Source organism: Streptosporangium subroseum (assembly GCF_900188345.1).
GTDB lineage: Bacteria > Actinomycetota > Actinomycetes > Streptosporangiales > Streptosporangiaceae > Streptosporangium > Streptosporangium subroseum.
The window spans coordinates 14825-37383 of sequence record NZ_FZOD01000001.1 but is presented as its reverse complement, the minus strand read 5'-3'; the positions used below and the strand labels follow the sequence as shown (position 1 = coordinate 37383).

The following is a 22559-nucleotide window of genomic DNA, read 5'->3' as shown; positions in this document are numbered from 1 at the left end:
AAAAGCCGTCCCGGCCCGGGATTCCGGGTCCGGGACGGTCGCCTGCGAACGTCAGTCGGACTCGCCGAGACCGATCGAGAAGGCGGCGTCCAGGTCGTGCCTGGAGTAGGTGCGGAAGGCGATGTGGGTCTCGGTGTGCAGCACCCCGGCGACCTTGTTCAGGCGCCCGGGGATGACCTCGGCGATCTCCTCGTAGGCGGAGACGCGGACCATGGCCATCAGGTCGTACTCCCCGGTGATGGAGTAGACCTCGCTCACCCCGTCGATCTCGGCGATCGTCTGGGCGACCTCGGGGATCCGGTCCACCTCGGCGTTGATGTGAACGATCGCGGTGACCACGAGTTTCCTCCTCGTTGAGTGCGGGGGCTTGCCACCTTCGAAGTTATCAGCGCAGCGGACGGCCCTCGCGCGGCCGCCGGGGCTCGACGGCCTGGTAGGCGCGGTCGATGCGGGCCTGGAGCCGGCCCGCGCCGAGGGTGGGCAGGCTCCAGGTGCCCTCGACCTGCACCAATCGCACACCCGGGGTCTCCAGCCAGCGCAGGACGCACTCGGTCTCCTCCATGCTGGCCGCGGGGACGGGCCCCGGCCCCGGCACGACGGTCTCGGCGGTGGCCACCAGGGCGTCCACGAACAGGGTGGGATGGGCGCCCTTCGGCATCACCCCGGCCGAGGCCAGCCGGCCGTACCGGATGACGTGGATGTCCCAGCCGCCGCCCCCCGCCGGGCTGGCCGCGACCATCTGGGGGATCACGGTCAGCGCCCGCAGTCTCTGCATGCGCGCCGAGGCGCGGATGTAGGAGGCGAGCCGGTCGCGGTCGGCGGCGGCCTCCTCGTAGCGCTGGTCGAGGGCGAGACGGTCCATCCGGGCCTCGATCGCGGAGAAGACCGCGGAGGCGTCCAGCTCCATCGCCTGGCGGGCGCTCGCGACGTGCAGGCCGTACTCCTCGGGGCTCTGGCGGCCCTCGCACGGCGCCCCGCACCTGCCGAGCTCGGCGAGGGCGCAGGCGGAGTGCCTGGTCCGCAGGGTCATCTTCTCGGTGCACTGCCGCAGGGGAACCGTCTCGTACAGCGCGGTGCGGGCGTCCTCGGCGGCACGGGTGCTGGTGAACGGGCCCAGATAGCCGGCCTTGTCGTCTTTGATCTCGCGGACGATCGACAGGCGGGGAAACGGCTCGTCGGTGAGTTTGAGCCAGAACATCTTCTCCGGAAAGCGCGACCTGCGGTTGTATCGCGGCTTGGCCGAGCCGATCAGCCTGAGCTCCCTGACCTCGGCCTCCAGCGGGGTCGCGCAGACGATGGTCCGGATCCGCTCGGCGATGCCGATCATCTCCCGGACGCGGGGCCGCGTCTCGCCGGCGGTGAAATAGCTGCGGACCCGGTTGCGGAGGTTCGTGCTCTTGCCGACGTAGAGGAGGTCGCCGCCGGAGTCCTCGAACATGTAGACGCCGGGGCTGCTGGGCACGGCGTCGGCCAGGTGCCGCTTGCGGCGCTGCTCCGTGGTGGGCGCGCGGACGAAACCCTTCAGCTCCTCCAGGGTGTGCACCCCGAACGAGCCCGCCCGCTCCAGCAGGGCGTGGAGCACGTCCATGGTGGCGCGGGCGTCGGCGAGCGCGCGGTGGCAGGGCTCCGTCCTGCTGAAGATCTTGGCCAGCGTGGACAGCTTGCAGTTGGGAGCCTCGTCGCGGGTCAGCAGCCTGCGGGCCAGGAGGACGGTGTCGACCACCGGGTGGCGGGGCGGAGGGTAGCCGTGAGCGGCGCAGGCCGCCTTGACGAAGCCCAGATCGAATCCGGCGTTGTGCGCCACGAGGGTGGCGCCGCGGGCGAACTCCAGGAACGAGGGCAGCACCGACTCGATCCTCGGCGCCGCCACGACCATGCTGTCGGTGATGCCGGTCAGCACCGAGATGAACGGCGGGATCGGCGAGCCGGGGTCGACCAGGGTCGCGAACTCGCCGAGCACCTCACCGCCCCGGACCTTGACCGCCCCGATCTCCGTGATCGCGTGCTCGCCCGCCGAGACGCCGGTCGTCTCCAGGTCGAACACGACGAACGTGATCTGGCTGAGCGGCATGCCCAGCTCGTCCAGCGTTCCCTGTACGGAGTTCTTCACAGTTCATGACCTCCACGGTTCACGACCATAGAAGCCCCGACCGACATTTGCCGCTCCGGGGTCCCCATCGGGGTGCACCGGTTACGGCCGCCAGTAGCTCCCGTCCAGCATCCGCTCGAGGGCGGCCCGGTGCAGGACCAGGTCGTCGGGGTCCTCGGGCATGGGCTGCTCGCCGAAGTGGACCCGGCGCTGCCAGACGCGGGCCATGATGACGCCGTGCCTGAGCGCGGCGTACATCTCGTAGAACTCCATGTCGCGCGGCTCGTAGCCGGTGATCTCCCGGTACGTCCGGCAGACGTCCTCGCGCCGCATGAAGTCCGGCAGGCCGGGCAGCTCGAAGACCTCGGCGACCTCCTGGAAGAACTGGTGCAGGAAGATCATCCAGGCGAGGTCCAGCTCGCGGGGGGCGACGGTGGCCATCTCCCAGTCCAGCACCCCCACCGGCGTGAAGTCCCTGTAGATCACGTTTCCGATGCGCGCGTCCCCCCAGCTCAGCACGTCGGGCCCCAAGGCGGCCGGCCAGTGGTCCTCCAGCCAGTCGAACGCCCGTTCCAGCAGTGGGATCCGCATCGAGCCGTGCGCCCAGTCGTAGTAGGTCCGCTGGTTGTCGACGTGCCTGCGCAACGCGGATCCGCCGGGCCCGGCGATCTCCAGCGGCCTCAGTTCCTCGGCGGTGAAGACGGTGTCGTGCAGCCTGGCCAGGATCTCGACGCTTCGACGCTGCAGCCGTCCCCGGTTGGCGGGGGAGGCGTCCAGCAGCCAGCCCTGGAAGGTGTAGGGCGTCACGTCCGGCGGCACGTCGCCGAAGAGCCGCTCCATCACGAAGAACGGGGCGCCCATCGGCTCCGGGTCCGGTTCGAACCACAGGGGCCGCGGCGCGAGCACCCCCGCGCGCTCCCTGACCATCCGCATGACGTCGAACTGCCTGCCGAGGTCGTAGTCCGGGAAGACCGGCATCGCCTCGCTCGCCGGAGCCATCCGGGCGACGTACCGGAGCTCCTGCGCGTCCTCGGCGGTGCCCCGGAGGGCGTCGAAGATCAGCGTCTCGCTGGACAGGCCGTTGCCGTCGGGGTGGGAGAGCCGTGACACCGTGACGGGACAGCCCAGGCGGCCGGTCAGCCAGGACTCCAGCCGCTCGCGCAGCTCATCGAGGTCACGGGTGGAGGTGCGCATCTGTTCGGCCTGCGGGCGCTCTTCGGTCGCGTCTTCCATCGCGCTCTCCCCGGGTGGCGTGCGTCACAAGTCAGTGATCACAGTCGTATACCTGGTAGCAAGCGCTTGTCCATAAAGAATTCACCATCAAGACGGATCTTTCCGGACTTCCGGTCAGGTCGGGGTCAGGGTGCGGTAGCCGTACCCTTGACGAGAAGACCAATCCGAGTAGGGGCCGTGATGAGTTCAGCCGGAGAGGGCCTGTCTCGTCCGCTACCTGAGCAGGTTCGCTTACACGTCGTGGAGCTGGCATCCCAGATCCTCGGGTCGATGCCCGCTGCCACGATTCCCCTTCCTCTCAGGGGAATCGCCAAGTTCGACCCCAGAAAGCGGGCCAAGCTGGGCAGCGCGCCGATCGCCGCCCAGCTGGAGACAGACAAGAAGTTCCGCGAGCTGGTCGCCGAGACGCTGAGCGCGGGCTGGCCCGAGCTGATCACGAGCCTCGCCGAGGGCGTCGTACCCCCGGCGGCCGAGCCCGTCCTGGTCGCCGCCGCCGCGTATCTGACCCGGCCACCGGGCTGGGCGGAGATGGTGGAGGCCGCTCGCGCGGATCTGGAGCAGTCGGCGGCCGCGGCCGAGGGGTCGGCGCAGGAGCAGACGCTCCAGCGGCTGCGCGAGCAGCTCGCCGCTCAGAAGACCGCGACCAAGGAGGAGGCCGACCGGCTGCGCGAGCAGCTCAAGGTCGCCCGGTCGGAGATCTCCGACCTGCGCCGCAAGCTGCACGACGCCCGCGAGCGGGCGAAGACGGCCGAGAAGCGGGCCGCCGAGGTGCAGGAGACCGCCCAGGAGGCCATGGCCCTCGCGGTCTCGGCGGGAAGCGCGGGGGAGAGCGAGCTGCGACGCCTCCGCGAGCGCCTGGCCGATGCCGAGCGGCAGCTGGAGTCCACCCGCCGGGCGGCCCGCGAGGGCCGCAGCGTGGAGGACACCAAGGTCCGCATGCTGCTCGACGCGCTCCAGGACGCCGCGGCCGGGCTGCGCAGGGAGCTGGCCCTGCCCTCCAGCATCCACAGGCCCGCCGACTCGGTGGCCTCGGTCGCGCCCGGCAGGCAGGGGGTCCAGGGGGTGCCCGCGCGGGCGCTCGCCGACGACGACCCCGCCCTGCTCGACCAGCTGCTCGCGCTGCCGCAGATCCACCTGATCGTGGACGGCTACAACGTGACCAAGACCGGCTACGGCACGTTCACCCTCGCCGACCAGCGCAACCGCCTGCTCACCGGCCTCGGCGCGCTGTACGCGCAGACCCGCACCGAGCTGACCTGCGTCTTCGACGGCGCGGAGTTGAACGGCCCGGTTCCGATGTCGGCTCCCCGGGGCGTCCGGGTGCTGTTCAGCGCCCCCGGTCAGATCGCCGACGACCTGATCCGCCAGCTGGTCCGCGCCGAGCCCGCGGGACGCGCGGTCGCCGTCGTCTCCTCCGACCGTGAGGTGGCCGATTCGGTCCGCCGTATGGGGGCCCGGCCGGTGCCTTCCGTATTACTTTTACGTCGTCTCGGGCGGGCCTGAACTTTTTGACCTTATGGTGCATCGGATCACACCTGGAGGTTGATTCGATGAAGAAGATCATAGCGCTGGTCTGCGTCGCGCTCGTTGCCGGTACGGCCGCCGCCACGGCGCCCGCCATCCCCAAGGGCTTCCTGCTCTACGAGAAGGCCGCGGCCAAGAAGGACAACGACCCCGAGACCAACTGGAAGGTCGGCAACTCACCAAAAACCCGGCTGGCGATGAACCCGTGCGACAAGGCCGCCCTCGGCGGGACCGGCCGTGCGGCCGCGCGGACGGTGACGTTCACCGGCGTGCCGGACTTCATGAAGGTCGAGCAGGTGATCCTGTACGGCTCGCAGGCGGCAGCCAGGAAGGCCGTCACCCAGGTCCGCGCGGCCCTGGCGGCGTGCAGGTCCAGGACGGACTCGGGCGCCGGCTACCGCTACGCCTCCACGCCCGTGACCGGTCTCGGGGACGAGGCGCTGAAGGTCTCAGGGCAGGTCTACTACGGCGGGAAGGCCGGCGTCGGCGGTGACCGGAGCGTGTTGGTGAGGAAGGCCAACGCCGTGTTCGTCTACCTCTGGGCCGGGGAGTACTCCGCGCCGGCCAGGCGAGACTGGGCCGGCCAGCTGCGCGACGCCAGGACGATGACCGCGAAGATCTGTGGTGTCGCTACCTGTGAGTAGTGAACAAAACGGCTGAAAAGGTGAGTTGTACCTTACTTACTCTGTACTATTCCGACGCAGGGCTTTGCAGTCGGGAGGCGTCGTCGTGGCCGTGGCGGGTATGCCGGTTAGATTGATTCGGATGCCGTTGGCCGCGGGGCTTGCCCTCGCGCTGCTGACGTTGCCCATGGGCGGTGCGTCCGCCGAGCCAAAGCCGACGGTCGCCCAGGCCAAGGCGAAGCTGGAGAAACTCAACGACCAGGCTGACGCGGTCGTCGAGAAGTACAACCAGGCCGCTGAGAAGTGGAAGAAGGCCAAGAAGAAGTACGAGACGCTGAACGGCGAGCTCACCCGACAGGGTGAGAAGGTCGCCGGACTGCGCAAGGAGCTCGTCACGATGGCCGTCAGCACCTATCAGGTCGGCATGGTGAGCGGCTGGGAAGGCCTGGTCAACCAGGCCGACCCGGATGACCTGCTGAACGGCATGGCCGCCGTCGACCAGCTCTCGGCCTCTCGCGCCGAGTCCCTGAACGCCTTCGACGAGGCGACCAAGTCGCTGCGGGACAGTCGTGACGGCGCCAAGAAGGCATTGGCGGAGGCCGACGAGACGCGTGACGAGCTGTCGGGCGAGAAGGCCAAGGCCGACAAGATGGTCAAGGCCCAGACGAAGATCCTGCGTGAGCTCAACGCCTTCCAGGTGGGCAACCCCAACGGCTCCGGAGTCCAGTACACCGGCTCGGCCTCCGGCAACGCGCGAGCCGCCCTGGCCTTCGCCTTCGCCCAGATCGGCAAGCCGTACCGGTACGGAGGCACCGGCCCGAGCGGCTGGGACTGCTCCGGTCTCATCCAGGCCTCCTGGAACAGCGGCGGGGTCAACCTTCCCCGTACGACCTGGGAGCAGTGGAGCTGGGGCGCGAGCCGCAAGGTCTCCCTGAACGACCTCCAGCCCGGTGACCTCCTCTTCAGCGAGGGCCTCGGTCACGTCGGCATGTACGCGGGCAACGGCCAGATGGTCCACGCTCCCCAGACCGGAGACGTCGTCAAGGTCGTCCCCCTGTCCTCCTACGGCCGCAACTTCGTCGGAGCCGTCCGCCCCTGATACGTGCCCTTGCGGGTTCTCGATGAAATGTCCCCCTGGGCCTGCCCCGGGGGACATTTCTGTGAGAGCCGGACGTGGTGGCCTGCTCGCCTCTTAACGATTTTGAAGGCCGCGGTCGTCGGAGGAACCACGGCGATCGTGGCCGAAAGCCGAAGCCGGCCGGCGTGTGGGTCGTGCTCAGCGCAGGGTTCGGCCGAGGAAGCCGCGGATGTAGCCGGCGATGGTGTCCAGGTGGCTCTCCAGGGCGAAGTGGCCGGTGTCGAGGAGGTGGATCTCGGCGCGCGGCAGATCGCGCCGGAAGGCGCGGGCGCCGTCGGGTCCGAAGATCGCGTCGCCTGCTCCCCAGACGGCGAGCAGAGGGACCTGCCTGGTGCGGAAGTACTCCTGAAGGGCGGGGTAGAGGTCGACGTTGGTCGGATAGTCCCGGAAGAGCCGCAGTTGGATCTCGTCGTTGCCGGGCCGGTCCAGCAGCGACTGGTCGTGGGTCCAGGTGTCCGGGCTGACAAGGCCGGGATCGGGGACCCCGTTGAGGTACTGCCAGCGGGTGCTGTCCAGAGACAGCGCGCCGCGCACGGGGGGCTCGGTGTCCGGCCCCGGGGCGGCGGCATAGGCGAAGAGTCCCCTCCAGAAGGAGTCGACGAACCCGTCGGTGTAGGCGTTGCCGTTCTGGGTGATGATCGCGGTGATCTGCTCGGGATCGCGGGTCGCCAGGCGCCAGCCGATGGGCGCCCCGTAGTCCTGTACGTAGATCGCGAACTTCTCGACGCCCAGCTGCCCGAGGAGCCCGGCGGTGATGTCGGTGAGGGCGTCGAAGGTGTAGGGGAATTCCTCGACGGAGGGCATGGAGGACTGGCCGAAGCCGATGTGGTCGGGCGCGATCACGTGGTAGCGGTCCGCCAGGAGCGGGATCAGGTGACGGAACATGTGCGAGCTGGTCGGGAAGCCGTGCAGCAGCACGACAGTGGGGGCCTCGGCCGGGCCGGCCTCGCGGTAGAAGACCTGCCGGCCCGCGACGGTGGCGGTGAGGTGCCTGATCTCAACCATTTCTAACCTCTTTAGTCGTCTTGTGTGGTTAGGAAAAGTGAAGCATCCACCGATGTAACCTGTCAAACAGATCTATGTGGTTAGTCGAGCCCGGGCATCCGATGGGCCACGCACGGAGGCGATCGGCGTGGGCGTCGCACCGGCCCGTCGCCTGCGGACTCCGCGCAGAGTGATCGGGGGCCACGACGATGCACTAACCTGTCAGGGAGAGATTTCAGGTTAGATAGGAGGGGGTGCCGATGACCCCGGACGGCATCGTTCTCGCCCTGTTGAACAGCCGGCCCGTGATCGATGGGACCCCTCAGGACGCGCTCGCCGATGACGCCGAGGGACGGCGATGGCTGCGCACGCACGGCGGACGCGGATCGGAAGGCGAGCTGCGCTTCACGCGACGCGCCCGGGATCTCCTGGACCGCGTCGTGCGTGGCACCGCGCCGGCGCCCACCCTCGCCGAGGTGGTCGCCCGCGCGCACCAGGTGCCGCATCTCGACGTCGACGGGCTCCGATGGGAACTCGTCGTGGACGAGGACGAGCGCTTCGCGGTGGAGGTGATCCTCGCCTGGGACGAGTTGCGCCGCAGCGCCCCCGGACGCCTTCGTGCCTGCGCCAACCCCGAATGCGCGCTGTTCCTGCTGGACCGCAGCCACGCCAACCGGGCCAGATGGTGCTCGATGGCGATCTGCGGTAACCGTATGAAGGCGCGCCGCCATCACGAGCGGACGCGCACCGCGGGCGGGTAGACGGCGCTGGCCCGCTGGCCAGCTGGCCCGCTTCACCGCCAGACGAGGGCGAAGGGCCCGGATCGGCCGGGCACCGGATGGACCAGTGGGAAACGAAGGTGATCCGGCTACGTGGACCTGTCGTTCGCTGCCTGGCCGTTGTCGGAGGGTCCGGCCAAGGGCAGGCGGAGGATGAAGCGTCCGCCTCCGGAGGGGGAGGCTCCGGCCTCGACCGTCCCGTCGTGGGCCTGGGCGATGCCGCGGGCGATGGCCAGGCCGAGGCCCGTCCCTCCCTGGTCGCGGCTACGAGCCGCGTCCAGCCGGGTGAACCGCTCGAAGATCCGTTGCCGGTCGGCTTCGGCGACGCCCTCCCCGTCGTCGTCGACGATGAGTTCGGCGCTGTCGCCGTTCTGCCGCACCTCGATGACCACCGTGCGCCTGGCGTGCCGCTCGGCGTTGTCCAGCAGGTTGGTGATGGCGCGGCCGATCTGGCTGCGGATGGCGTGGACGGGCACGTCCGGAGTGAGCCTGAGCCGTACCCTGTCAGGATCGGCTCGCTGCGAGACCTCCGTCCCCACAATGGTCGCCAGATCGATCCTCTCCCGCAGCTCGGGTGCGCTGGACTCGAGCCGGGTCAGCAGAAGCAGGTCGGCGATGATCGTCTGCAGCCGATCGACGTCGTACAGCGAGTGCGCGAGCAGGTCGTTCAGGTCGGTCTCCTCGGGATGCAGCTGAGCCTCCTCCAACTGTGCGCGAAGGCCGGCGACGGGGGTGCGCAGCTCGTGGGAGGCGTCGGCGGCGAACTGCCGCTGCTGGATCAGCGCCCGATTCATCCGGTCCCTGGCGTTCTCCAGCCGTTCCAGAGTGCCGTTGACGGTCCGGGCCAGCCTGGCGATCTCGTCGTCACCCATCGGTTGCGGGACGCGGCTGCCCAGGTCGTCGCCGTTGATCGCGGCCAGTTCGGCGCGGATCGCCTCGACGGGCCGTAGCGTCCGGCCGGTGACCTTCCAGGTTGTCGAGGCGGCCAGGAGGACCAATATGGTGCCCTGGGCGGCGAAGAGGGAATCGATGACTCTCGTGGAGCTGTCCGCGGGAGCGGGCCGACCGGCGTAGACGACGGGCGAGTCCGGCGCCGAGGTGACCCGGAGCGCGGAGAGGTGGACGCACCCCAGTTGCCGTTGCGCGCAGGTCCCCACATCCTGCTCCGGGTCCTGCGGCGTCGGCCACGCCGTACTCAGGGGCGGCAGGCCCTGGGCGTCGGCCGAGGAGGCGACCACGCGGTGGTTGCTCGCCACGACCTGCACCAGGTCGATTCCCGGGACGCCGGACTTGATGGGATCGGTCAACCGCCCGAGATGGTCGGCGGCGGCGGCGGAGGTGGCCTCCTGCCGTGCTTGCAGCCACACGCTGTCATTGATCGCCCGATGTGCGACCAGGCCGGCCACCAACCCCGAAGGAACGAGGAGAAGCACCGCCAGGAGGCTGACGAGGACGGTGACCCGTCCGCGAATCGATCGCGGACGGAACAGGACACCCCGTGAAAGCGGAGGCGTGGTAGGCATAGGTTTCCCCCTCATGCCCGTCGACTACTCAATCGGTCGTCAACAAGGCGATCACGGCGGCCACACCTGGTGTTTTGATGTCGCTCATCCGATTAGGCCGAGATATCGCCTGCAACCGCGACGGCCGGACCGTGTTTCCGTGTTGCTGTGTTGCTGCGGTTCGTTGCTGTGGTGCTGTGATTTCCGCGGTCCCTCGCGTTCGCAAGGCCGCTGGACGCCGTACTACTCGCCTGGCCGTCCTCGCGTTGACACCCGGAGCCGCTCCGCGCTCCGTGGCGGATCTTCGACGCCGTGGGCGTGGATCGGCGCGGGGGATGATGTGCGCGGTGCGTTTCCTGACGCGCCCCAACCCTTTAGGTGTATCACCTGATCTGCGGTTTTATAGATCATCGCCGATGTCTTGAATGACTTTCACCCCTTTCGTATAACTGTATTGTACATACCGTATACAGTATTGCCCTTCCAGGGGGTCGCGAAGTCCTGGCTGTACGCGTGGGTCGCCGGCGGTGGCGGCGCGCCGGAGTGCCGACCTTGAACCGGAGAGGGCCGGAGAGAGAGCGACGGCCCGTGTAGGCGGAATGCAAGGGGTTCGGGGTCAGATGTCCATGGTGCGGCGGGCGATGTCTGCCGGGCGCACGGCTGCCACTCGACCGGGAGGCCTCCCTTGATTACCACTGCCGTTCTCGTTTTTCTCGCCCTGTTCCTCTTCCTGCTTCTTGTCCTGCTCGTCGTCTCGACATACAACGGCCTGGTCAGCAGGTGTGGCGCGGTGGACAGCGCCTGGGCGCAGGCGGACGCGCAGCTCAGGCGCCGTCACGACCTCGCCTCCATCCTGGTGGAGACCATGGAGGGCCACGCCGTCCACGAGCGGCAGGCTCTGGAGGCGGTGGCCGCCGCGCGTTCCCGGGCCGTCGGCGCGCGGACTCCCGCCGATCAGGTGACCGCCGAGAACCTGCTGTCCGGGGCGCTGCGGAGCCTGCTCGCGGTGGCCGAGGCCTATCCGGACCTGAAGGCCGGCCGGAACTTCGCCAAGCTGCGGGAGGAGCTGGCCGCCACCGAGAGCCGGATCGCCCACTTCCGGCAGTGCTACAACGACGCCGCTCTCATCTACAACAACGCGATCCAGATGGCCCCGGCCAACATTGTGGCGAGTGTGAACGGCTTCTCGCAGCGCGAATACTTCCGCGCGCCGGATGAGGAGCGCAGCCCGGTGAGGGCGCGATTCTAGAGCGGTTTCTCCTGTCGTGAAAGGGATGGGCGCCCAGGTGAACGCGCTGCGGCCAAGGACATCGGCTTGCCTATGCGTGTCAACCTGGCATAACGCTCTCACCTGGGGGAATGAGCTGCGAATGTCGTCCGAAACTCGTCCAGCCAACGGGGACACCCGCACCTTCCTTGGCGCGATCATTCGTAATCCCTTTGAGCTGGGCGCGATCGCGCCCAGCTCAAAGGCCGTGGCCCGCCTGGCCGCGTCGGTCGTCCCGGTCACTCATGGAGCCGTGGTCGTCGAGCTCGGCGCGGGCGGTGGTGTGATCAGTGACGCGATTCGCGAGCGCCTTCCACCGGGCGGGCGGCAGCTCGCCGTCGAACTCAACGACGACATGGTCCGCCATCTGCGGCGCAGCCGCCCCTGGTTGGAAGTGATCGCCGATGACGCGGGTGACCTGGAGAAGTTGCTGGGACGGGCCGGGGTGACCCGGGTCGACGCGGTCATCTCCTCGCTCCCCTGGACCCTGTTCGACGAGCAGCGACAGAAACATATTCTGGACGGGGTGTCGGCCGCCCTCGCTCTGGGCGGGAGGTTCAGCACCGTCATCACCCTCTCCGCGATGCCCTCCCGGCGGTTCAGGCGGTTCCGCGGGCTCCTGAACCACACCTTCGCCACCGTCGGCACCATGGGCCCTGTCTGGCTCAACGTCCCGCCCGCGCTGGTCTTCACGGCCTCGAGGTCCCATTCCGACCCCGGGGAGTGAGGGCCTAAAGGTGAGGGCCGCGACATCCTCGGCTCAGGCCGGGCACGTCTGTCATCGCTGCTGGGCCAGCACGTCCCGGAGGACGTCGGCGACCGAGGTCTGGGCGAGCTGTTGCCGCACGGCTTCTTCGAGTCCGCCGTACACGCGCCGCAGCGCGGGCTGGATTCCGTAGCCCACCGGGCAGCCCTCGTTCGGCGGAGTGTGGTGCATGCCGAACAGGGGGCCCTGTTCGACGGCCTGGTGAACGTCGAACAGGCTGATCGACTCGGGATCGCGAACCAGGCTCCATCCGGCTCCCGCGCCGCGCCGCGCCTCCACGAAGCCGGCTTTGCGGAGGTCTCCGAGGCAGCGCCTGATGACCACCGGATTGGTGTTCACGCTGCCGGCGATCTGCTCCGAGGTCACGACCTCGCGGCCGCCACGCCGGTCGAGCTCCATCCACGCCAGTATGTGCGCGGCGATCGTCAACCTGCTGTTCGCGCTCATCATCGCCTCATCTCCGCCGGATGTAACAGTACATGTTATAACGATCGCTGCCAAGCGCCCGCTTGGCCTTGTGCGCGGGGCCGGCGGCCAGAAACGCACCGAGTAGAGGAGTCGTTTCCGCCTGCCGTTATCGGCCGGTTTCCGCATGTTCGTCCCGAATCTGGGCCATCGCTTGCGGGGCTCTCCGGTGATCCGCCGTCCACGGTCGGAGCGGTGAGGATCGCGGCGAGAACGACGGTGAATGGTCCTGCACGGAAGTGAATGACCATGGGCGGCAATAAAGATCACACGCGGTGACGGAGATCATATTGAAGATCAAGTCGGATGTGATGTATCTGACAGAAATGGAGCATTTGCCATGGTGATTCATGGAATGTGACCAGAGTCATATCTCATTAGCATAAATAGCCCTTATGCAGGGAGTCTGGAAGGGCGAAGAGCTCTCTTCGATCTTCGAACATGACGATTGCTTTGCCGAACGTTGAAGACCGGGGTAGTTTCTGGCGTCGCGACGTTCAAGCCATGCCGTCGCGGTGAATGTCGGCCCCAGGGCCGGTGTTCCTCATAGAAATCCAACCGGCCACCGCTTCTCCCCATCGGGGTTCGACCCCACTGCGGTGGCCTGCCGAATTCATGCAGCCAGGAGGCATGGAACCGGGGACCCAAAGGGCCCTTAAAAGCGTGGCCAGGGGTGAATCGGCGCATTTCGCCGTAGGGCATCTTCCCAGCCCGAATCCGTCAGCTAACCCGGTAGGCATCAGTGGAAGTCCCAAGGAGAAATCCTGTCTACCACCCTGCATAACCCCCGTTTGTCGCGCCTTTTCCGCCTTTCCATCGGCGGATTCGCCCTCACGATGACCGCCTCAACCGGAGCGGTCGCGTTGGGGCCCACGGCGGCACAGGCGACGGCGAACAGCGCGACCGCCCTTCAGGTCAGGAGCACGGCTCAGACCAAGAGCACGGCGAAGACCTCGACCCAGGTCAGAAGCACGGCGAAGGCCAGGTTGAGCAAGGTCGCACAGCAGAAGGTGAAGGCCAAGAAGGCCGTCTCCACGGCCAGGAGGCAGATCGGCGCTCCGTACCGGTGGGGTGCCACCGGCCCAGGCGCGTTCGACTGCTCAGGGCTCGTCCAGTACTCATGGCGGAAAGCAGGCGTCAAGCTCCCCCGCATCACGTACAGCCAGTACAGGGCTGTCAGGAAGAAGGTCTCGTGGCGCAACCTGCACCCCGGTGACCTGATGTTCTTCAGCGGGAAGGGCCACGTCGGCATGTACGTCGGCAAGGGCAGGATGGTCCACTCGCCGAGCAGCGGCAAGACGGTCCGGATCGTGAAGCTGGAGGGGTACTACAAGTCCTCCTTCACCGGAGCGGTCCGTCCCGGCGGCTGACCCAAGGGAGACGGCCCCGTCCATCCGCGCGGATGGACGGGGCCGCTCCATGTCCGTCGAGTAGCATCAATCGATATGTCCGTCCCGAAGGGGCGCCGCGCCGTGCTCACCGGGATGTTGGCGCTGATCAGTGCCGCTCCGCTCGCCGGAGGCGGGCCGTTTCCGCAGGACACGCGCGGCCTCTGGCCCGGCGCGGCGACCGTCGTGCGAGGTGAGCGTTCCCTCGTGATCGGCCACGGCGTCCCGTACGGAAGTCTCCGTGATCTGGCCTCCAGGGCCGACCGCGCCCGCCGCAGCGTCGAGGAGATCTGGGGTCCGGTCCGGGCGGTGATCCTGTTCCCCGCCACGGACGCCGAGGCCGCGGCGCTCGCCGGAGCCGGCGGCACCGGCGGCCTGGCCGCGCTGGCGACCTCGGATCGAGTGATCGTCCTGCCGTCGGGCTACGCGAGGCTCAGCGAGGTCGGCCGTGACGTGGTGATCACGCACGAGCTCACCCACGTGGCCACCGGCGCGACCCGGGGCGGCCGGGTGCCGATGTGGATGTCGGAGGGCTTCGCCGACTACGTGGGTTACCGCGACGCGGGGATCGCGGTCCGCACGGTCGCCGCCGAGCTGGCGCCGGAGGTGCGCGACGGCATCCTGCCCTCCCGTCTCCCCGGGCCCGGTGACTTCGCCCCCGGAGCGCCGCGGCTGGCGCAGGCCTACGAGGAGGCGTGGCTCGCCTGCCGTCTCATCGCCGAGCGCTATGGCGAGAAGGCGCTGGTGAGGCTCTACGGTAGCGATGTCGGGAGCACCCTGGGCCTGTCCGAGACGTCGCTCGTCGGGGCCTGGCGCGACTATCTCCGGAGGGAACTCGGATGACGCTGAGTAAGACGGACACGCCCGCGGGACTCCGGACGGCGGGGTGGGCGCTGGCCGCCCTCGGGGCGGTCACGCTGGCGATCGTGGCGTTCACCACGCCCTGGCGAGAGCTGGCCGCGGGGGCGCCGGACGTCGTCCCCGACCCGGCCCGCGACTTCCTCCCGGAGCAGATCGCCCGCGCGAAGACCTTCGACGCGCTGGTCAGCGTGCCCTCCTACCTGTCGCTCGGCCTGACACTGGTCGTCGCGGGAGTGCTGGTGAGCACCCCGCTGGGCGCACGGCTGCTCGGACGCCTGAGAGGACCGTGGTGGCTGCGGGTGCTGCTCGGCGTCCTGGGGCTGTCGGTGGCGGTGGCGATCCTGCGCTGGCCGCTGGGGATGTGGTCGGAGACCCACCTGCGCGCCTTCGGGCTGTCCACCCAGACCTGGGCGACCTGGACGGCCGACCGGATCAAGAACCTCGGAGTCAGCACCGGGCTGACCGCGATCATGGTGCTCGCGGTGGTCACGCTGGCACGGCGCTTCCGGCGCTGGTGGATCCCCGCGGCGATCGGCGCGTTCGTGCTGACCCTGCTCGCCTCGTTCGCCTACCCGGTGGTGATCGAGCCGATCTTCAACGACTTCCGGCCGATGGCCGCCGGGCAGCTCCGCGACGACCTGCTCGCCATGGCCTCCAGGGACGGCGTGCCGGTCGAGGACGTGCTCGTCGCCGACGCCTCCCGGCGGACCACGGCGCTCAACGCCTACGTCTCCGGATTCGGCGCGACGCGCAGGATCGTGGTCTACGACACGCTGCTCCGGGCGCCCGCCGACCAGGTCGAGCTGGTGGTCGCGCACGAGCTGGGCCACGCCAAGGCGGGCGACGTGCTGTCCGGCACGCTCATCGGCGGCCTGGCCGCCGCGTGCGGGGCGTGCCTGCTCTACCTGGTGACCTCGGCGGGAGCCGTACGGCGGCGCACCGGGATCACCTCGCTCGCCGACCCGAGGGCGGTGGGACTGATCATGGGGCTGCTGAGCCTGGCCACGGTCCTGTCCGGCCCCGCCCAGAACCTGATCAGCAGGCACATCGAGGCCCGCGCCGACCTCCACGCGCTGAACCTGACCAAGGATCCGGCGACGTTCGTGTCCATGCAGAAACGGCTGGCCGTCGCCAACATCTCGGATCTGTCGCCCGACGCCTTCGAATACCTCCTCTACGCCTCCCACCCCACGACCCCGCAGCGCATCGCCATGGCGCGCTCCTGGGCCCTGCTGCACGGCCTCCCCGCGCCGTGAGCCGCACCCTCATCGTCACCAACGACTTCCCGCCCCGGGCAGGCGGGATCCAGTCGTTCGTGTACGGCCTCGCCGCCTGCCGCCCGCCGGACTCGGTGGTCGTCTACGCCCCCGAATGGCCCGGCTGCGAGAGCTTCGACGGCCGGCAGCCCTACCCGGTCGTACGTCACCCCACCTCGCTGATGCTGCCCACGTCCGCGGTCGCCCGCCGGGCCGCCGCCCTGATCGCCGAGTTCAAGTGCGACACGGTGGTGTTCGGGGCGGCGGCGCCACTCGGCCTGCTCGCGCCCAGGATGCGCGCGGCCGGGGCCCGCCGCGTCGTCATGGTCACCCACGGCCACGAGGCGGCCTGGGCGGGGGTCCCGATCGCCCGCCCGCTGCTCGCGAGGATCGGCGGCCACGCCGACGTGGTGACCTACCTGGGGGAGTACACCCGGCGAAGGCTGGCGAAGGTGATCCCGCCCCACAAGCTGGTACGGCTCGCGCCCGGCGTCGACACCGCCGTGTTCCGGCCGGACGCCGGCGGCGAGGGGGTGCGCGCGGCGCTCGGCCTGGGGGACCGGCCGGTCGTGGTCTGCCTGTCCCGGCTGGTGCCGCGCAAGGGCCAGGACACCCTCCTGCGCGCCTGGCCCCACGTGCTGCGCGCCGTGCCCGACGGGGTGCTGCTCCTCGTCGGCGGCGGGCCGTACAGGAAGACCCTGGAACGGTTGGCCCGGACGCTGGGCGACTCGGTCAGGTTCACCGGACCGGTGCCGGGGGCGTCGCTGTCCGGCCACCTCGCCGCGGCCGACGTGTTCGCCATGCCGTGCCGTACCCGCCTGGGCGGCATCGACGTGGAGGGGCTCGGCATCGTCTACCTGGAGGCCTCCGCCAGCGGGCTGCCCGTGGTGGCGGGCTCGTCGGGCGGAGCCCCGGACGCGGTGCTGCACGGGGAGACGGGGCTGGTGGTCGACGGCACCTCCGCGCGCGAGGTCGCGGCGGCGCTGGTCGGCCTGCTGAAGGACCCCGCAGGGGCGCGCGCGATGGGGGAGCGCGGACGGGAGTGGGTCACGCGCGAGTGGGGCTGGGACCTCGTCGCCTCCCGGTTCGCCCAGTTGCTCGAAGGTGCGCCGACCTTCTAGGCCATGCCCCGCGCCGTGTTCTAAGGTGATCCGGGCTGCAAACGGGAGGTCTTATGTACTTCGGCGGTGACTACAACCCCGAGCAGTGGCCGGAGCAGGTGTGGCACGACGACGTGGTGCGCATGCGTGAGGCCGGAGTCAACCTGGTGACAGTCGGCGTCTTCTCCTGGGCGCTGCTGGAGCCGCGGGAGGGTTCCCACGAGTTCGGGTGGCTGGACCGGGTGCTCGACCTGCTGGACGCGAACGGGATCGGCGTCGACCTGGCGACGGCCACCGCGAGCCCCCCGCCGTGGTTCTCCGCCGCCCACCCCGACTCGCTCCCGGTGGACGCGGGCGGGCACGTCCTGTGGCCGGGAAGCCGCCAGGCCTACTGCCCCTCCTCGCCGAGCTACCGGGCCGCCGCCGTACGGCTGGCACGGGCCCTGGCCGAGCGGTACCGCGACCACCCCGCGCTGCGCATGTGGCACGTCGGCAACGAGTACGGCTGCCACGTGGCGCGCTGCTACTGCGACGTCTCCGCCGCGGCGTTCCGCGACTGGCTCCGCGACCGCTACGACCTGCCCCGGCTGAACGAGGCCTGGGGCACGCGGTTCTGGTCGCAGGAGTACACCTCGTTCGAGGAGGTCCTGCCGCCGCGCAGGACCCCGGCCGTCCCCAACCCCGCCCAGGCACTGGACTTCTTCCGGTTCAGCTCCGCCGAGCTGCTCGCCTGCTACCTGGCCGAGCTGGAGGTTCTGCGGGAGGTGAGCCCCGGCGTCCCGGTGACCACCAACTTCATGGCCGGGCTGCACTGGGACATCGACTACTGGGAGTGGGCGCCGCACGTGGACGTGGTCTCCACCGACCACTACCTCCGCGCCCACGACCCCGAGGCCCACATCGACCTGGCCTTCGCCGCCGACATCACCCGGGGTCTCGCGGGCGGAGCGCCGTGGCTGCTGATGGAGCACTCCACCAGCGCGGTCAACTGGCAGCCGCGCAACATTCCCAAGACCCCCGGCCAGATGCGCCGCAACTCCCTGGCCCACGTGGCCAGGGGATCCGACGGCGCGCTGTTCTTCCAGTGGCGGGCCTCCCGCGCCGGAGCGGAGAAGTATCACTCCGCGCTGCTCCCGCACGCGGGCGTGGACTCGCGCGTCTGGAGGGAGGTCTGCGAGCTCGGCGCCGACCTGCGCAGGCTGGAGGAGGTCGAGGGCTCCAGGGTCAGCGCCGACGTGGCGATCGTGTTCGACTGGCAGAGCGTCTGGGCGCAGGAACAGCCCAGCCACCCGAGCGTCGACATGACCGTGCGCGATGAGCTCGCCACCTGGCACCGGGCCCTGTGGAAGCTCGGCGTCACCGTGGACTTCCTCCCGGCCCACGGCGACTTCAGCTCCTACCCGCTGCTCCTGCTGCCCTCCCTGTACGTGCTCGGCGAGACCGACCGGGCGGCCCTGGACTTCTACGTCGAAGGCGGCGGCACGCTGGTCGTCGGCGCCTACTCCGGCGTCGTCGACGAGAACGACGCCGTCTGGACCGGCGGCTACCCCGGCGCCCTGCGCGACCTTCTCGGCGTGCGCATGGAGGAGTTCGTGCCCCTGGGCGAGGGCCGTACGGTGACGCTGTCCGACGGCTCCACCGGCGGGGTCTGGCGTGAGCTCGGCCGGACCACCACCGCCGAGGTGATCGCCTCATACACCGATGACGGATTCCGCCTCGGCGGTTCCGGGACCGGGAGTTTCTCCGTCGGCGGCTCCGGGGGTGGCTTCCCCAACGGCGACGCCTCCTCGGGCGGCGGGTACGACCCCTGGGCCCGCCACCTGGCGGGGGCGCCCGCCATCACCCGCAACGAGCACGGTTCCGGCGCGGCCTGGTACGTCTCCACCCGGCTGGACGAGGTCTCCCTGCGGCGCCTGCTCGCCCGGATCGCCGCCGAGACGGGCATCGCCGCCCCGGCTCCCGGCCTGGAGCTCGTACGGCGGAGCCACCCCGACGGCTCCACCTACCTGTTCGCGATCAATCACGACGACGAGAAGGACGTCGAGCTGGCCGAGTCCGGCACCGACCTGCTCACCACGAAGGACTTCCCCGGTACGGTGCCGGCGGGCGGCGTCGCCGTGATCAGGCAACGCCCGGAGGCCGGGTAGGGGCCGGGCGTGTCCTCCCCGGCGGGCAGCCGGTCACCGGTGGAGCCGGCGACCGGAGGCCGGGTGGGATCGGGCGTTTTTCCGGGCGGGCAGCCGGCGACCGGAGGCCGGGTGGGGATCGTGTGTTTTTCCGGGCGGGCAGCCAGTCATCTGGCGGCGCCCCCCGCCGAGGTTGCCACCTCACCCGGTGGCGTCCCGGGCGAGGCCGGCGGTTATTTCGTGGAGCCCAGGGTGAGACCCGCGATGAAGTGTTTGTGAAGAAGCTGGAAGACGATGAGCGTGGGGAGCGCGACGAGCACCGATCCGGCGGCGAGCAGGTTGTAGTCGGTGAAGAACTGGCCGCGGAGGTTGTTCAGCGCGCTGGTCACGGGAAGTTTGTCGCCGGAGGACATCAGCACCAGCGCCCAGAGGAAGTCGTTGTACATCCAGGTGAACTGGAGCGTGCCCAGCGCGGCCAGGGCCGGACGGCACAGGGGCAGGGTGAGCTGCCAGTAGCGCCGCCACACGCCGGCCCCGTCCACCAGGGCGGCCTCGGTGATCGACTCGGGGATCGTGCGCATGAAGTTGGTGAGCACGAACACGCAGAAGCCGAACTGGAACGCCACGTGGACGAGGGTCAGCCCGAGGTAGGAGTCGTAGAGGGACAGGGAGTCCGACAGCCACCAGGGCAGCGGGATCATCGTGTAGACCGTGTAGAGCGGAGTGATCAGCACCTGGGGCGGGAGCAGGTTGCCCGCGGTGAAGACGATCAGCAGGGTGCGGCGGCCGGGGATGCGCGTCCGGGCGATGGCGAACGCGGTGAACGAGGCGAGCAGCAGGGTGAGAAGCACGCCCGGGACCACGATGATGAGCGTGTTGAGGTAGTACTTGGGCAGTTCGGCCTGGGTCCAGGCCTCGCCGTAGTAGTCGAGCGTGAGCGTCTCCGGCAGGGAGAAGTAGCCGAGCCTGGCCGTCTCCTGGTACGGCCGGAGCGAGGCGTAGAGGGCGAGCGCCAGCGGAACGAACCAGCCCAGCGCCACCAGTCCCAGGAAGGCGTGGAGCAGGATCCGCAACGGCCTGACCCGGCGGGGCGGGGCGGGAGCGTCTATGGCCGGTGTCACCGCTCCTCCCTGAAGAGCTGCGTCAGATAGACGATGATGAATCCCATCGAGATCACCAGCAGGACGACCGCGATCGCCGAGCCGAAGCCGATCCGGCTGGCCTCGCCGACGATGTTCTCGGTGACGAGCACCGACAGCAGCTCCAGGCCGTTCCTGCCCTTGTTGATGGCGTAGACGATGTCGAACGCGCGCAACGCCTCGATGACCGTGATGACGAGGACGATGACGTTGATCGGGCGGAGCGTGGGGAAGACCACCCGGAAGAACGCCTGCGTCTCGCTGGCGCCGTCGATCGCGGCGGCCTCCTTCAGGGCGGGGTCCACCGCCTTGAGGCCCGCGAGATAGATGATCATCACGTAACCGACGTGCCGCCAGGCCGCCGCGACCATGACGACCCAGATGTTGACCGAGGGATCGCCCAGCCAGTCGGTCTCCCTCCCGGTCACCGCGTTGAGCACGCCGTAGTCCTGGGAGTAGACGAGCTGTGCGATGAAGCCGACCACCGCCAGGGAGAGCACCACCGGCAGGTAGAGCGCGCCCTGGTAGAGGCGGGAGAACCGGATGCGCCGGTCGAGCAGCACCGCGCAGAACAGTCCGAACGGGGTCGCGACCAGGCCGAGGAAGGCCAGCCAGAGCACGTTGTTGCGGACCGCGGTCCAGAACGGCGGATAGGAGGTGGCGAGGTCGTGGTAGTTCTCGACGCCGACCCAGCGGATCTCGGAGATGCCGTTCCAGTCGGTGCCGGACAGCACGATCGAGGCCAGCGTGGGCCCCCAGATGAAGGCCACGTTGACGCCGATCGCGACGCCCAGCCCGATGCTCAGGACGACCACGTCGCGCGAGGAGTGACGACGGGCTCGCAGGCGCGTCACCGGAAGATGTTGGTTTTCTGTGCCTCGATGTCCTTCAGCAGGGCGTCGATGTCGTCGGGCTTGCCGATGAACCGCTGGAGGGCGGGGATCATGACGGTCGAGGCGAAGTCGGGGCGGGTGTCGCGGTCGAGGAACTGGGAGATGTGCGCGGCCTGGGAGACGAGCTCGGCGCCGCGTTTCTGCAGCGCGCTGTAGCCGCTCGTGTCGGCCTTGGAACTGGCGGCGAGCGTGCCGGGGTCGAGCTTGGTCGCCACGTTCTGCGACGCGGCGGAGGCGAGGTGCTTGAGCAGCTGTTTGGCACCCTCCACGTTCCTGGCCTTCGCTGAGATCATGTAGCCGTCGATCGGCGCCTCCACCGAGTCCTGACCGAACTGCGGGTTGATCTCGGGGAAGGCGAAGAAGTCGAGGTCGTCGAGGTCGCTCTCGGGGAACTGCTGGGCGACGAACATGCCCAGGAGATACATGCCCGTCTTCTTCTGCTGGAGCGACTGGGCGGCCTCCTGCCAGGTGCGCCCGTTGGCGCCCGGCTGGTGGTGCTCCAGGAGCCCGCGCCAGGTGTCGAAGACCTGCTTGACCCTGGGGTCGGTCCACGACTCCTTGCCCGCCATGAGCGAGATGTGGAAGTCGTAGCCGTTGACCCGCATGTTGACGATGTCGAAGGTGCCCATCGCCGGCCAGCCGTCCTTGTCGGCGAAGGCGATCGGGACCAGCCCGTCGGACTTCATCTTCGTGGCCAGCGCGGTGAACTCGTCGAGGGTCTTGGGAACCGCGTAGCCCTTCTCCTCCCACACGCTCTTGCGGTAGAAGACGGCCCAGGGGTAGTAGGTGAACGGCACGAAGTACTGCTTGCCGTCCGAGCCCGTGGCCGCCTGCTTGAAGGCGGGGGTGTAGTCGGCGCCGATCCCCTGCCAGACGTCGGAGATGTCCGTCGCGAGCCCCTGCTCCGCGAAGAACCGCATCCGGTAACCGGCGAACCAGGTGAACACGTCGTCCGGCCTGCCCTGGAGATAGCGGTTGATGTTCTCCTGGAACGTGTTGTGGTCAACCGTGTTGATCTTCACGTCCGCCTGGGTGAACGCCTGCACGACCGTCTGCAGCGCCTTCTTGGGAACCTCGTCGGAGGCGTTCGAGCCCACGGAGACCGTGCCCCGCGCCGCGGCTCCGCCGGTGCCGGGAGTGCCCTGGTCAGCGGGGTTGGAGCAGCCGGCCAGGATGGCCGGGACGCCGAACGCGGCGGCTCCGAGCAGCGAGTTCTGAAGCATGGTCCGGCGGGACATCGGCAGTGGGTGGGTCATGGCTTCTCCTGACCGAAGTGCTCATGTTCCCCCGAAATCCCTCACGTTTCATCACATAGAAGATCGAACGCCAGGACTTGTCAATGAACTTTTCGCATCATTGTTGATTTATGGTGCTTTGGCTCACGGCGGCTCACGGCGGCCCAAGGCGCCTCGGGCGGCCCGGGGAA

General features: G+C 69.2%; 20 protein-coding genes and 1 riboswitch. Of the genes, 11 read left to right on the top strand and 9 right to left on the bottom strand.

Features of this window, described 5'->3' with window-relative positions; all coding sequences use genetic code 11:
* Nucleotides 1-51: 51 nt before the first annotated feature.
* From CHC08_RS00185 to CHC08_RS00175, 3 genes are all read right to left on the bottom strand, one after another.
* Nucleotides 52-339, bottom strand: coding sequence for an Lrp/AsnC family transcriptional regulator (locus CHC08_RS00185; RefSeq protein WP_089205062.1), 288 nt, complete (start codon nucleotides 337-339; stop codon nucleotides 52-54).
* A gap of 46 nt (nucleotides 340-385) precedes the next feature.
* Nucleotides 386-2110, bottom strand: a complete 1725-nt coding sequence (locus CHC08_RS00180; RefSeq protein WP_089205061.1) for a DEDD exonuclease domain-containing protein — start codon at nucleotides 2108-2110, stop codon at nucleotides 386-388.
* An 81-nt stretch (nucleotides 2111-2191) separates the two neighbouring features.
* A complete protein-coding gene (locus tag CHC08_RS00175) occupies nucleotides 2192-3322 on the bottom strand; it encodes a phosphotransferase family protein (protein WP_089205060.1) in 1131 nt (376 codons plus the stop codon).
* Between the two features lie 270 nt (nucleotides 3323-3592).
* Between CHC08_RS00175 and CHC08_RS00170 the strand changes: the two genes are divergently transcribed.
* The 3 genes from CHC08_RS00170 (at nucleotide 3593) to CHC08_RS00160 (ending at nucleotide 6568) form a co-directional block, all read left to right on the top strand.
* Nucleotides 3593-4825 carry an NYN domain-containing protein gene (locus CHC08_RS00170; RefSeq protein WP_245878042.1) on the top strand — a complete coding sequence of 411 codons (1233 nt, stop codon included), beginning with the start codon at nucleotides 3593-3595 and terminating at the stop codon, nucleotides 4823-4825.
* Between the two features lie 47 nt (nucleotides 4826-4872).
* Nucleotides 4873-5490 carry a sensor domain-containing protein gene (locus CHC08_RS00165; protein WP_089205058.1) on the top strand — a complete coding sequence of 206 codons (618 nt, stop codon included), beginning with the start codon at nucleotides 4873-4875 and terminating at the stop codon, nucleotides 5488-5490.
* A 121-nt stretch (nucleotides 5491-5611) separates the two neighbouring features.
* Nucleotides 5612-6568, top strand: coding sequence for a C40 family peptidase (locus CHC08_RS00160; RefSeq protein WP_179281811.1), 957 nt, complete (start codon nucleotides 5612-5614; stop codon nucleotides 6566-6568).
* A gap of 177 nt (nucleotides 6569-6745) precedes the next feature.
* Here the strand turns inward: CHC08_RS00160 and CHC08_RS00155 are convergent, their stop codons facing one another.
* On the bottom strand, nucleotides 6746-7612 hold the full coding sequence (locus CHC08_RS00155) for an alpha/beta fold hydrolase (protein ID WP_089205056.1): 867 nt from the start codon (nucleotides 7610-7612) through the stop codon (nucleotides 6746-6748).
* A 239-nt stretch (nucleotides 7613-7851) separates the two neighbouring features.
* On the opposite strand from CHC08_RS00155, the gene CHC08_RS00150 reads away from it, so the two are divergent.
* A complete protein-coding gene (locus CHC08_RS00150) occupies nucleotides 7852-8352 on the top strand; it encodes a CGNR zinc finger domain-containing protein (RefSeq protein WP_089205055.1) in 501 nt (166 codons plus the stop codon).
* A 107-nt stretch (nucleotides 8353-8459) separates the two neighbouring features.
* On the opposite strand, the gene CHC08_RS00145 is transcribed toward CHC08_RS00150, so the two are convergent.
* Nucleotides 8460-9803: a sensor histidine kinase gene (locus CHC08_RS00145; RefSeq protein WP_179281810.1), complete on the bottom strand. Its 1344-nt coding sequence runs from the start codon at nucleotides 9801-9803 to the stop codon at nucleotides 8460-8462.
* A 754-nt stretch (nucleotides 9804-10557) separates the two neighbouring features.
* Between CHC08_RS00145 and CHC08_RS00140 the strand changes: the two genes are divergently transcribed.
* Both CHC08_RS00140 and CHC08_RS00135 read left to right on the top strand, forming a co-directional pair.
* Nucleotides 10558-11121: a LemA family protein gene (locus tag CHC08_RS00140; RefSeq protein ID WP_089205053.1), complete on the top strand. Its 564-nt coding sequence runs from the start codon at nucleotides 10558-10560 to the stop codon at nucleotides 11119-11121.
* 121 nt (nucleotides 11122-11242) lie between these two features.
* Nucleotides 11243-11866 carry a class I SAM-dependent methyltransferase gene (locus CHC08_RS00135; protein ID WP_089205052.1) on the top strand — a complete coding sequence of 208 codons (624 nt, stop codon included), beginning with the start codon at nucleotides 11243-11245 and terminating at the stop codon, nucleotides 11864-11866.
* Nucleotides 11867-11917: 51 nt separating this feature from the next.
* On the opposite strand, the gene CHC08_RS00130 is transcribed toward CHC08_RS00135, so the two are convergent.
* Nucleotides 11918-12355 (bottom strand): Rrf2 family transcriptional regulator, encoded by a 438-nt coding sequence (locus CHC08_RS00130; protein ID WP_245878041.1) that lies wholly within the window; start codon nucleotides 12353-12355, stop codon nucleotides 11918-11920.
* Nucleotides 12356-12965: 610 nt separating this feature from the next.
* Nucleotides 12966-13124, top strand: a riboswitch (cyclic di-AMP (ydaO/yuaA leader).
* A gap of 82 nt (nucleotides 13125-13206) precedes the next feature.
* Here CHC08_RS00130 and CHC08_RS00125 point away from each other — a divergent pair.
* The 5 genes from CHC08_RS00125 to CHC08_RS00105 all read left to right on the top strand — a co-directional run bounded on the left by CHC08_RS00125 (nucleotide 13207) and on the right by CHC08_RS00105 (nucleotide 19122).
* Entirely contained in the window at nucleotides 13207-13740 is a 534-nt protein-coding gene (locus tag CHC08_RS00125) for a C40 family peptidase (protein ID WP_089205365.1), read from the top strand.
* A 75-nt stretch (nucleotides 13741-13815) separates the two neighbouring features.
* Nucleotides 13816-14601, top strand: a complete 786-nt coding sequence (locus tag CHC08_RS00120; protein ID WP_089205051.1) for a hypothetical protein — start codon at nucleotides 13816-13818, stop codon at nucleotides 14599-14601.
* Nucleotides 14598-15875 carry a M48 family metallopeptidase gene (locus CHC08_RS00115; protein ID WP_089205050.1) on the top strand — a complete coding sequence of 426 codons (1278 nt, stop codon included), beginning with the start codon at nucleotides 14598-14600 and terminating at the stop codon, nucleotides 15873-15875. Before CHC08_RS00120 ends, CHC08_RS00115 begins: the two co-directional genes overlap by 4 nt.
* Nucleotides 15872-16996: a glycosyltransferase family 4 protein gene (locus CHC08_RS00110; RefSeq protein ID WP_089205049.1), complete on the top strand. Its 1125-nt coding sequence runs from the start codon at nucleotides 15872-15874 to the stop codon at nucleotides 16994-16996. Before CHC08_RS00115 ends, CHC08_RS00110 begins: the two co-directional genes overlap by 4 nt.
* 53 nt (nucleotides 16997-17049) lie before the next feature.
* Entirely contained in the window at nucleotides 17050-19122 is a 2073-nt protein-coding gene (locus CHC08_RS00105) for a beta-galactosidase (RefSeq protein ID WP_089205048.1), read from the top strand.
* Nucleotides 19123-19334: 212 nt separating this feature from the next.
* Here the strand turns inward: CHC08_RS00105 and CHC08_RS00100 are convergent, their stop codons facing one another.
* The 3 genes from CHC08_RS00100 to CHC08_RS00090 are packed head-to-tail and all read right to left on the bottom strand — an operon-like array spanning nucleotide 19335 to nucleotide 22389.
* On the bottom strand, nucleotides 19335-20222 hold the full coding sequence (locus tag CHC08_RS00100; protein ID WP_089205047.1) for a carbohydrate ABC transporter permease: 888 nt from the start codon (nucleotides 20220-20222) through the stop codon (nucleotides 19335-19337).
* Nucleotides 20219-21094, bottom strand: a complete 876-nt coding sequence (locus CHC08_RS00095; protein ID WP_089205046.1) for a carbohydrate ABC transporter permease — start codon at nucleotides 21092-21094, stop codon at nucleotides 20219-20221. The genes CHC08_RS00100 and CHC08_RS00095 overlap by 4 nt, the downstream gene beginning before the upstream one ends.
* A complete protein-coding gene (locus CHC08_RS00090; protein WP_245878040.1) occupies nucleotides 21091-22389 on the bottom strand; it encodes an ABC transporter substrate-binding protein in 1299 nt (432 codons plus the stop codon). The genes CHC08_RS00095 and CHC08_RS00090 overlap by 4 nt, the downstream gene beginning before the upstream one ends.
* Nucleotides 22390-22559: the final 170 nt, after the last annotated feature.

What these genes read in the sequence shown, in the direction of transcription:
- CHC08_RS00175 (WP_089205060.1), bottom strand. Translation starts at nt 3,322, where the DNA reads ATGGAAGACGCGACCGAAGAGCGCCCGCAGGCCGAACAGATGCGCACC.
- CHC08_RS00170 (WP_245878042.1), top strand. Translation starts at nt 3,593, where the DNA reads ATGCCCGCTGCCACGATTCCCCTTCCTCTCAGGGGAATCGCCAAGTTC.
- CHC08_RS00165 (WP_089205058.1), top strand. Translation starts at nt 4,873, where the DNA reads ATGAAGAAGATCATAGCGCTGGTCTGCGTCGCGCTCGTTGCCGGTACG.
- CHC08_RS00160 (WP_179281811.1), top strand. Translation starts at nt 5,612, where the DNA reads ATGCCGTTGGCCGCGGGGCTTGCCCTCGCGCTGCTGACGTTGCCCATG.
- CHC08_RS00155 (WP_089205056.1), bottom strand. Translation starts at nt 7,612, where the DNA reads ATGGTTGAGATCAGGCACCTCACCGCCACCGTCGCGGGCCGGCAGGTC.
- CHC08_RS00150 (WP_089205055.1), top strand. Translation starts at nt 7,852, where the DNA reads ATGACCCCGGACGGCATCGTTCTCGCCCTGTTGAACAGCCGGCCCGTG.
- CHC08_RS00135 (WP_089205052.1), top strand. Translation starts at nt 11,243, where the DNA reads ATGTCGTCCGAAACTCGTCCAGCCAACGGGGACACCCGCACCTTCCTT.
- CHC08_RS00130 (WP_245878041.1), bottom strand. Translation starts at nt 12,355, where the DNA reads ATGATGAGCGCGAACAGCAGGTTGACGATCGCCGCGCACATACTGGCG.
- CHC08_RS00125 (WP_089205365.1), top strand. Translation starts at nt 13,207, where the DNA reads ATGACCGCCTCAACCGGAGCGGTCGCGTTGGGGCCCACGGCGGCACAG.
- CHC08_RS00120 (WP_089205051.1), top strand. Translation starts at nt 13,816, where the DNA reads ATGTCCGTCCCGAAGGGGCGCCGCGCCGTGCTCACCGGGATGTTGGCG.
- CHC08_RS00115 (WP_089205050.1), top strand. Translation starts at nt 14,598, where the DNA reads ATGACGCTGAGTAAGACGGACACGCCCGCGGGACTCCGGACGGCGGGG.
- CHC08_RS00105 (WP_089205048.1), top strand. Translation starts at nt 17,050, where the DNA reads ATGTACTTCGGCGGTGACTACAACCCCGAGCAGTGGCCGGAGCAGGTG.
- CHC08_RS00090 (WP_245878040.1), bottom strand. Translation starts at nt 22,389, where the DNA reads ATGACCCACCCACTGCCGATGTCCCGCCGGACCATGCTTCAGAACTCG.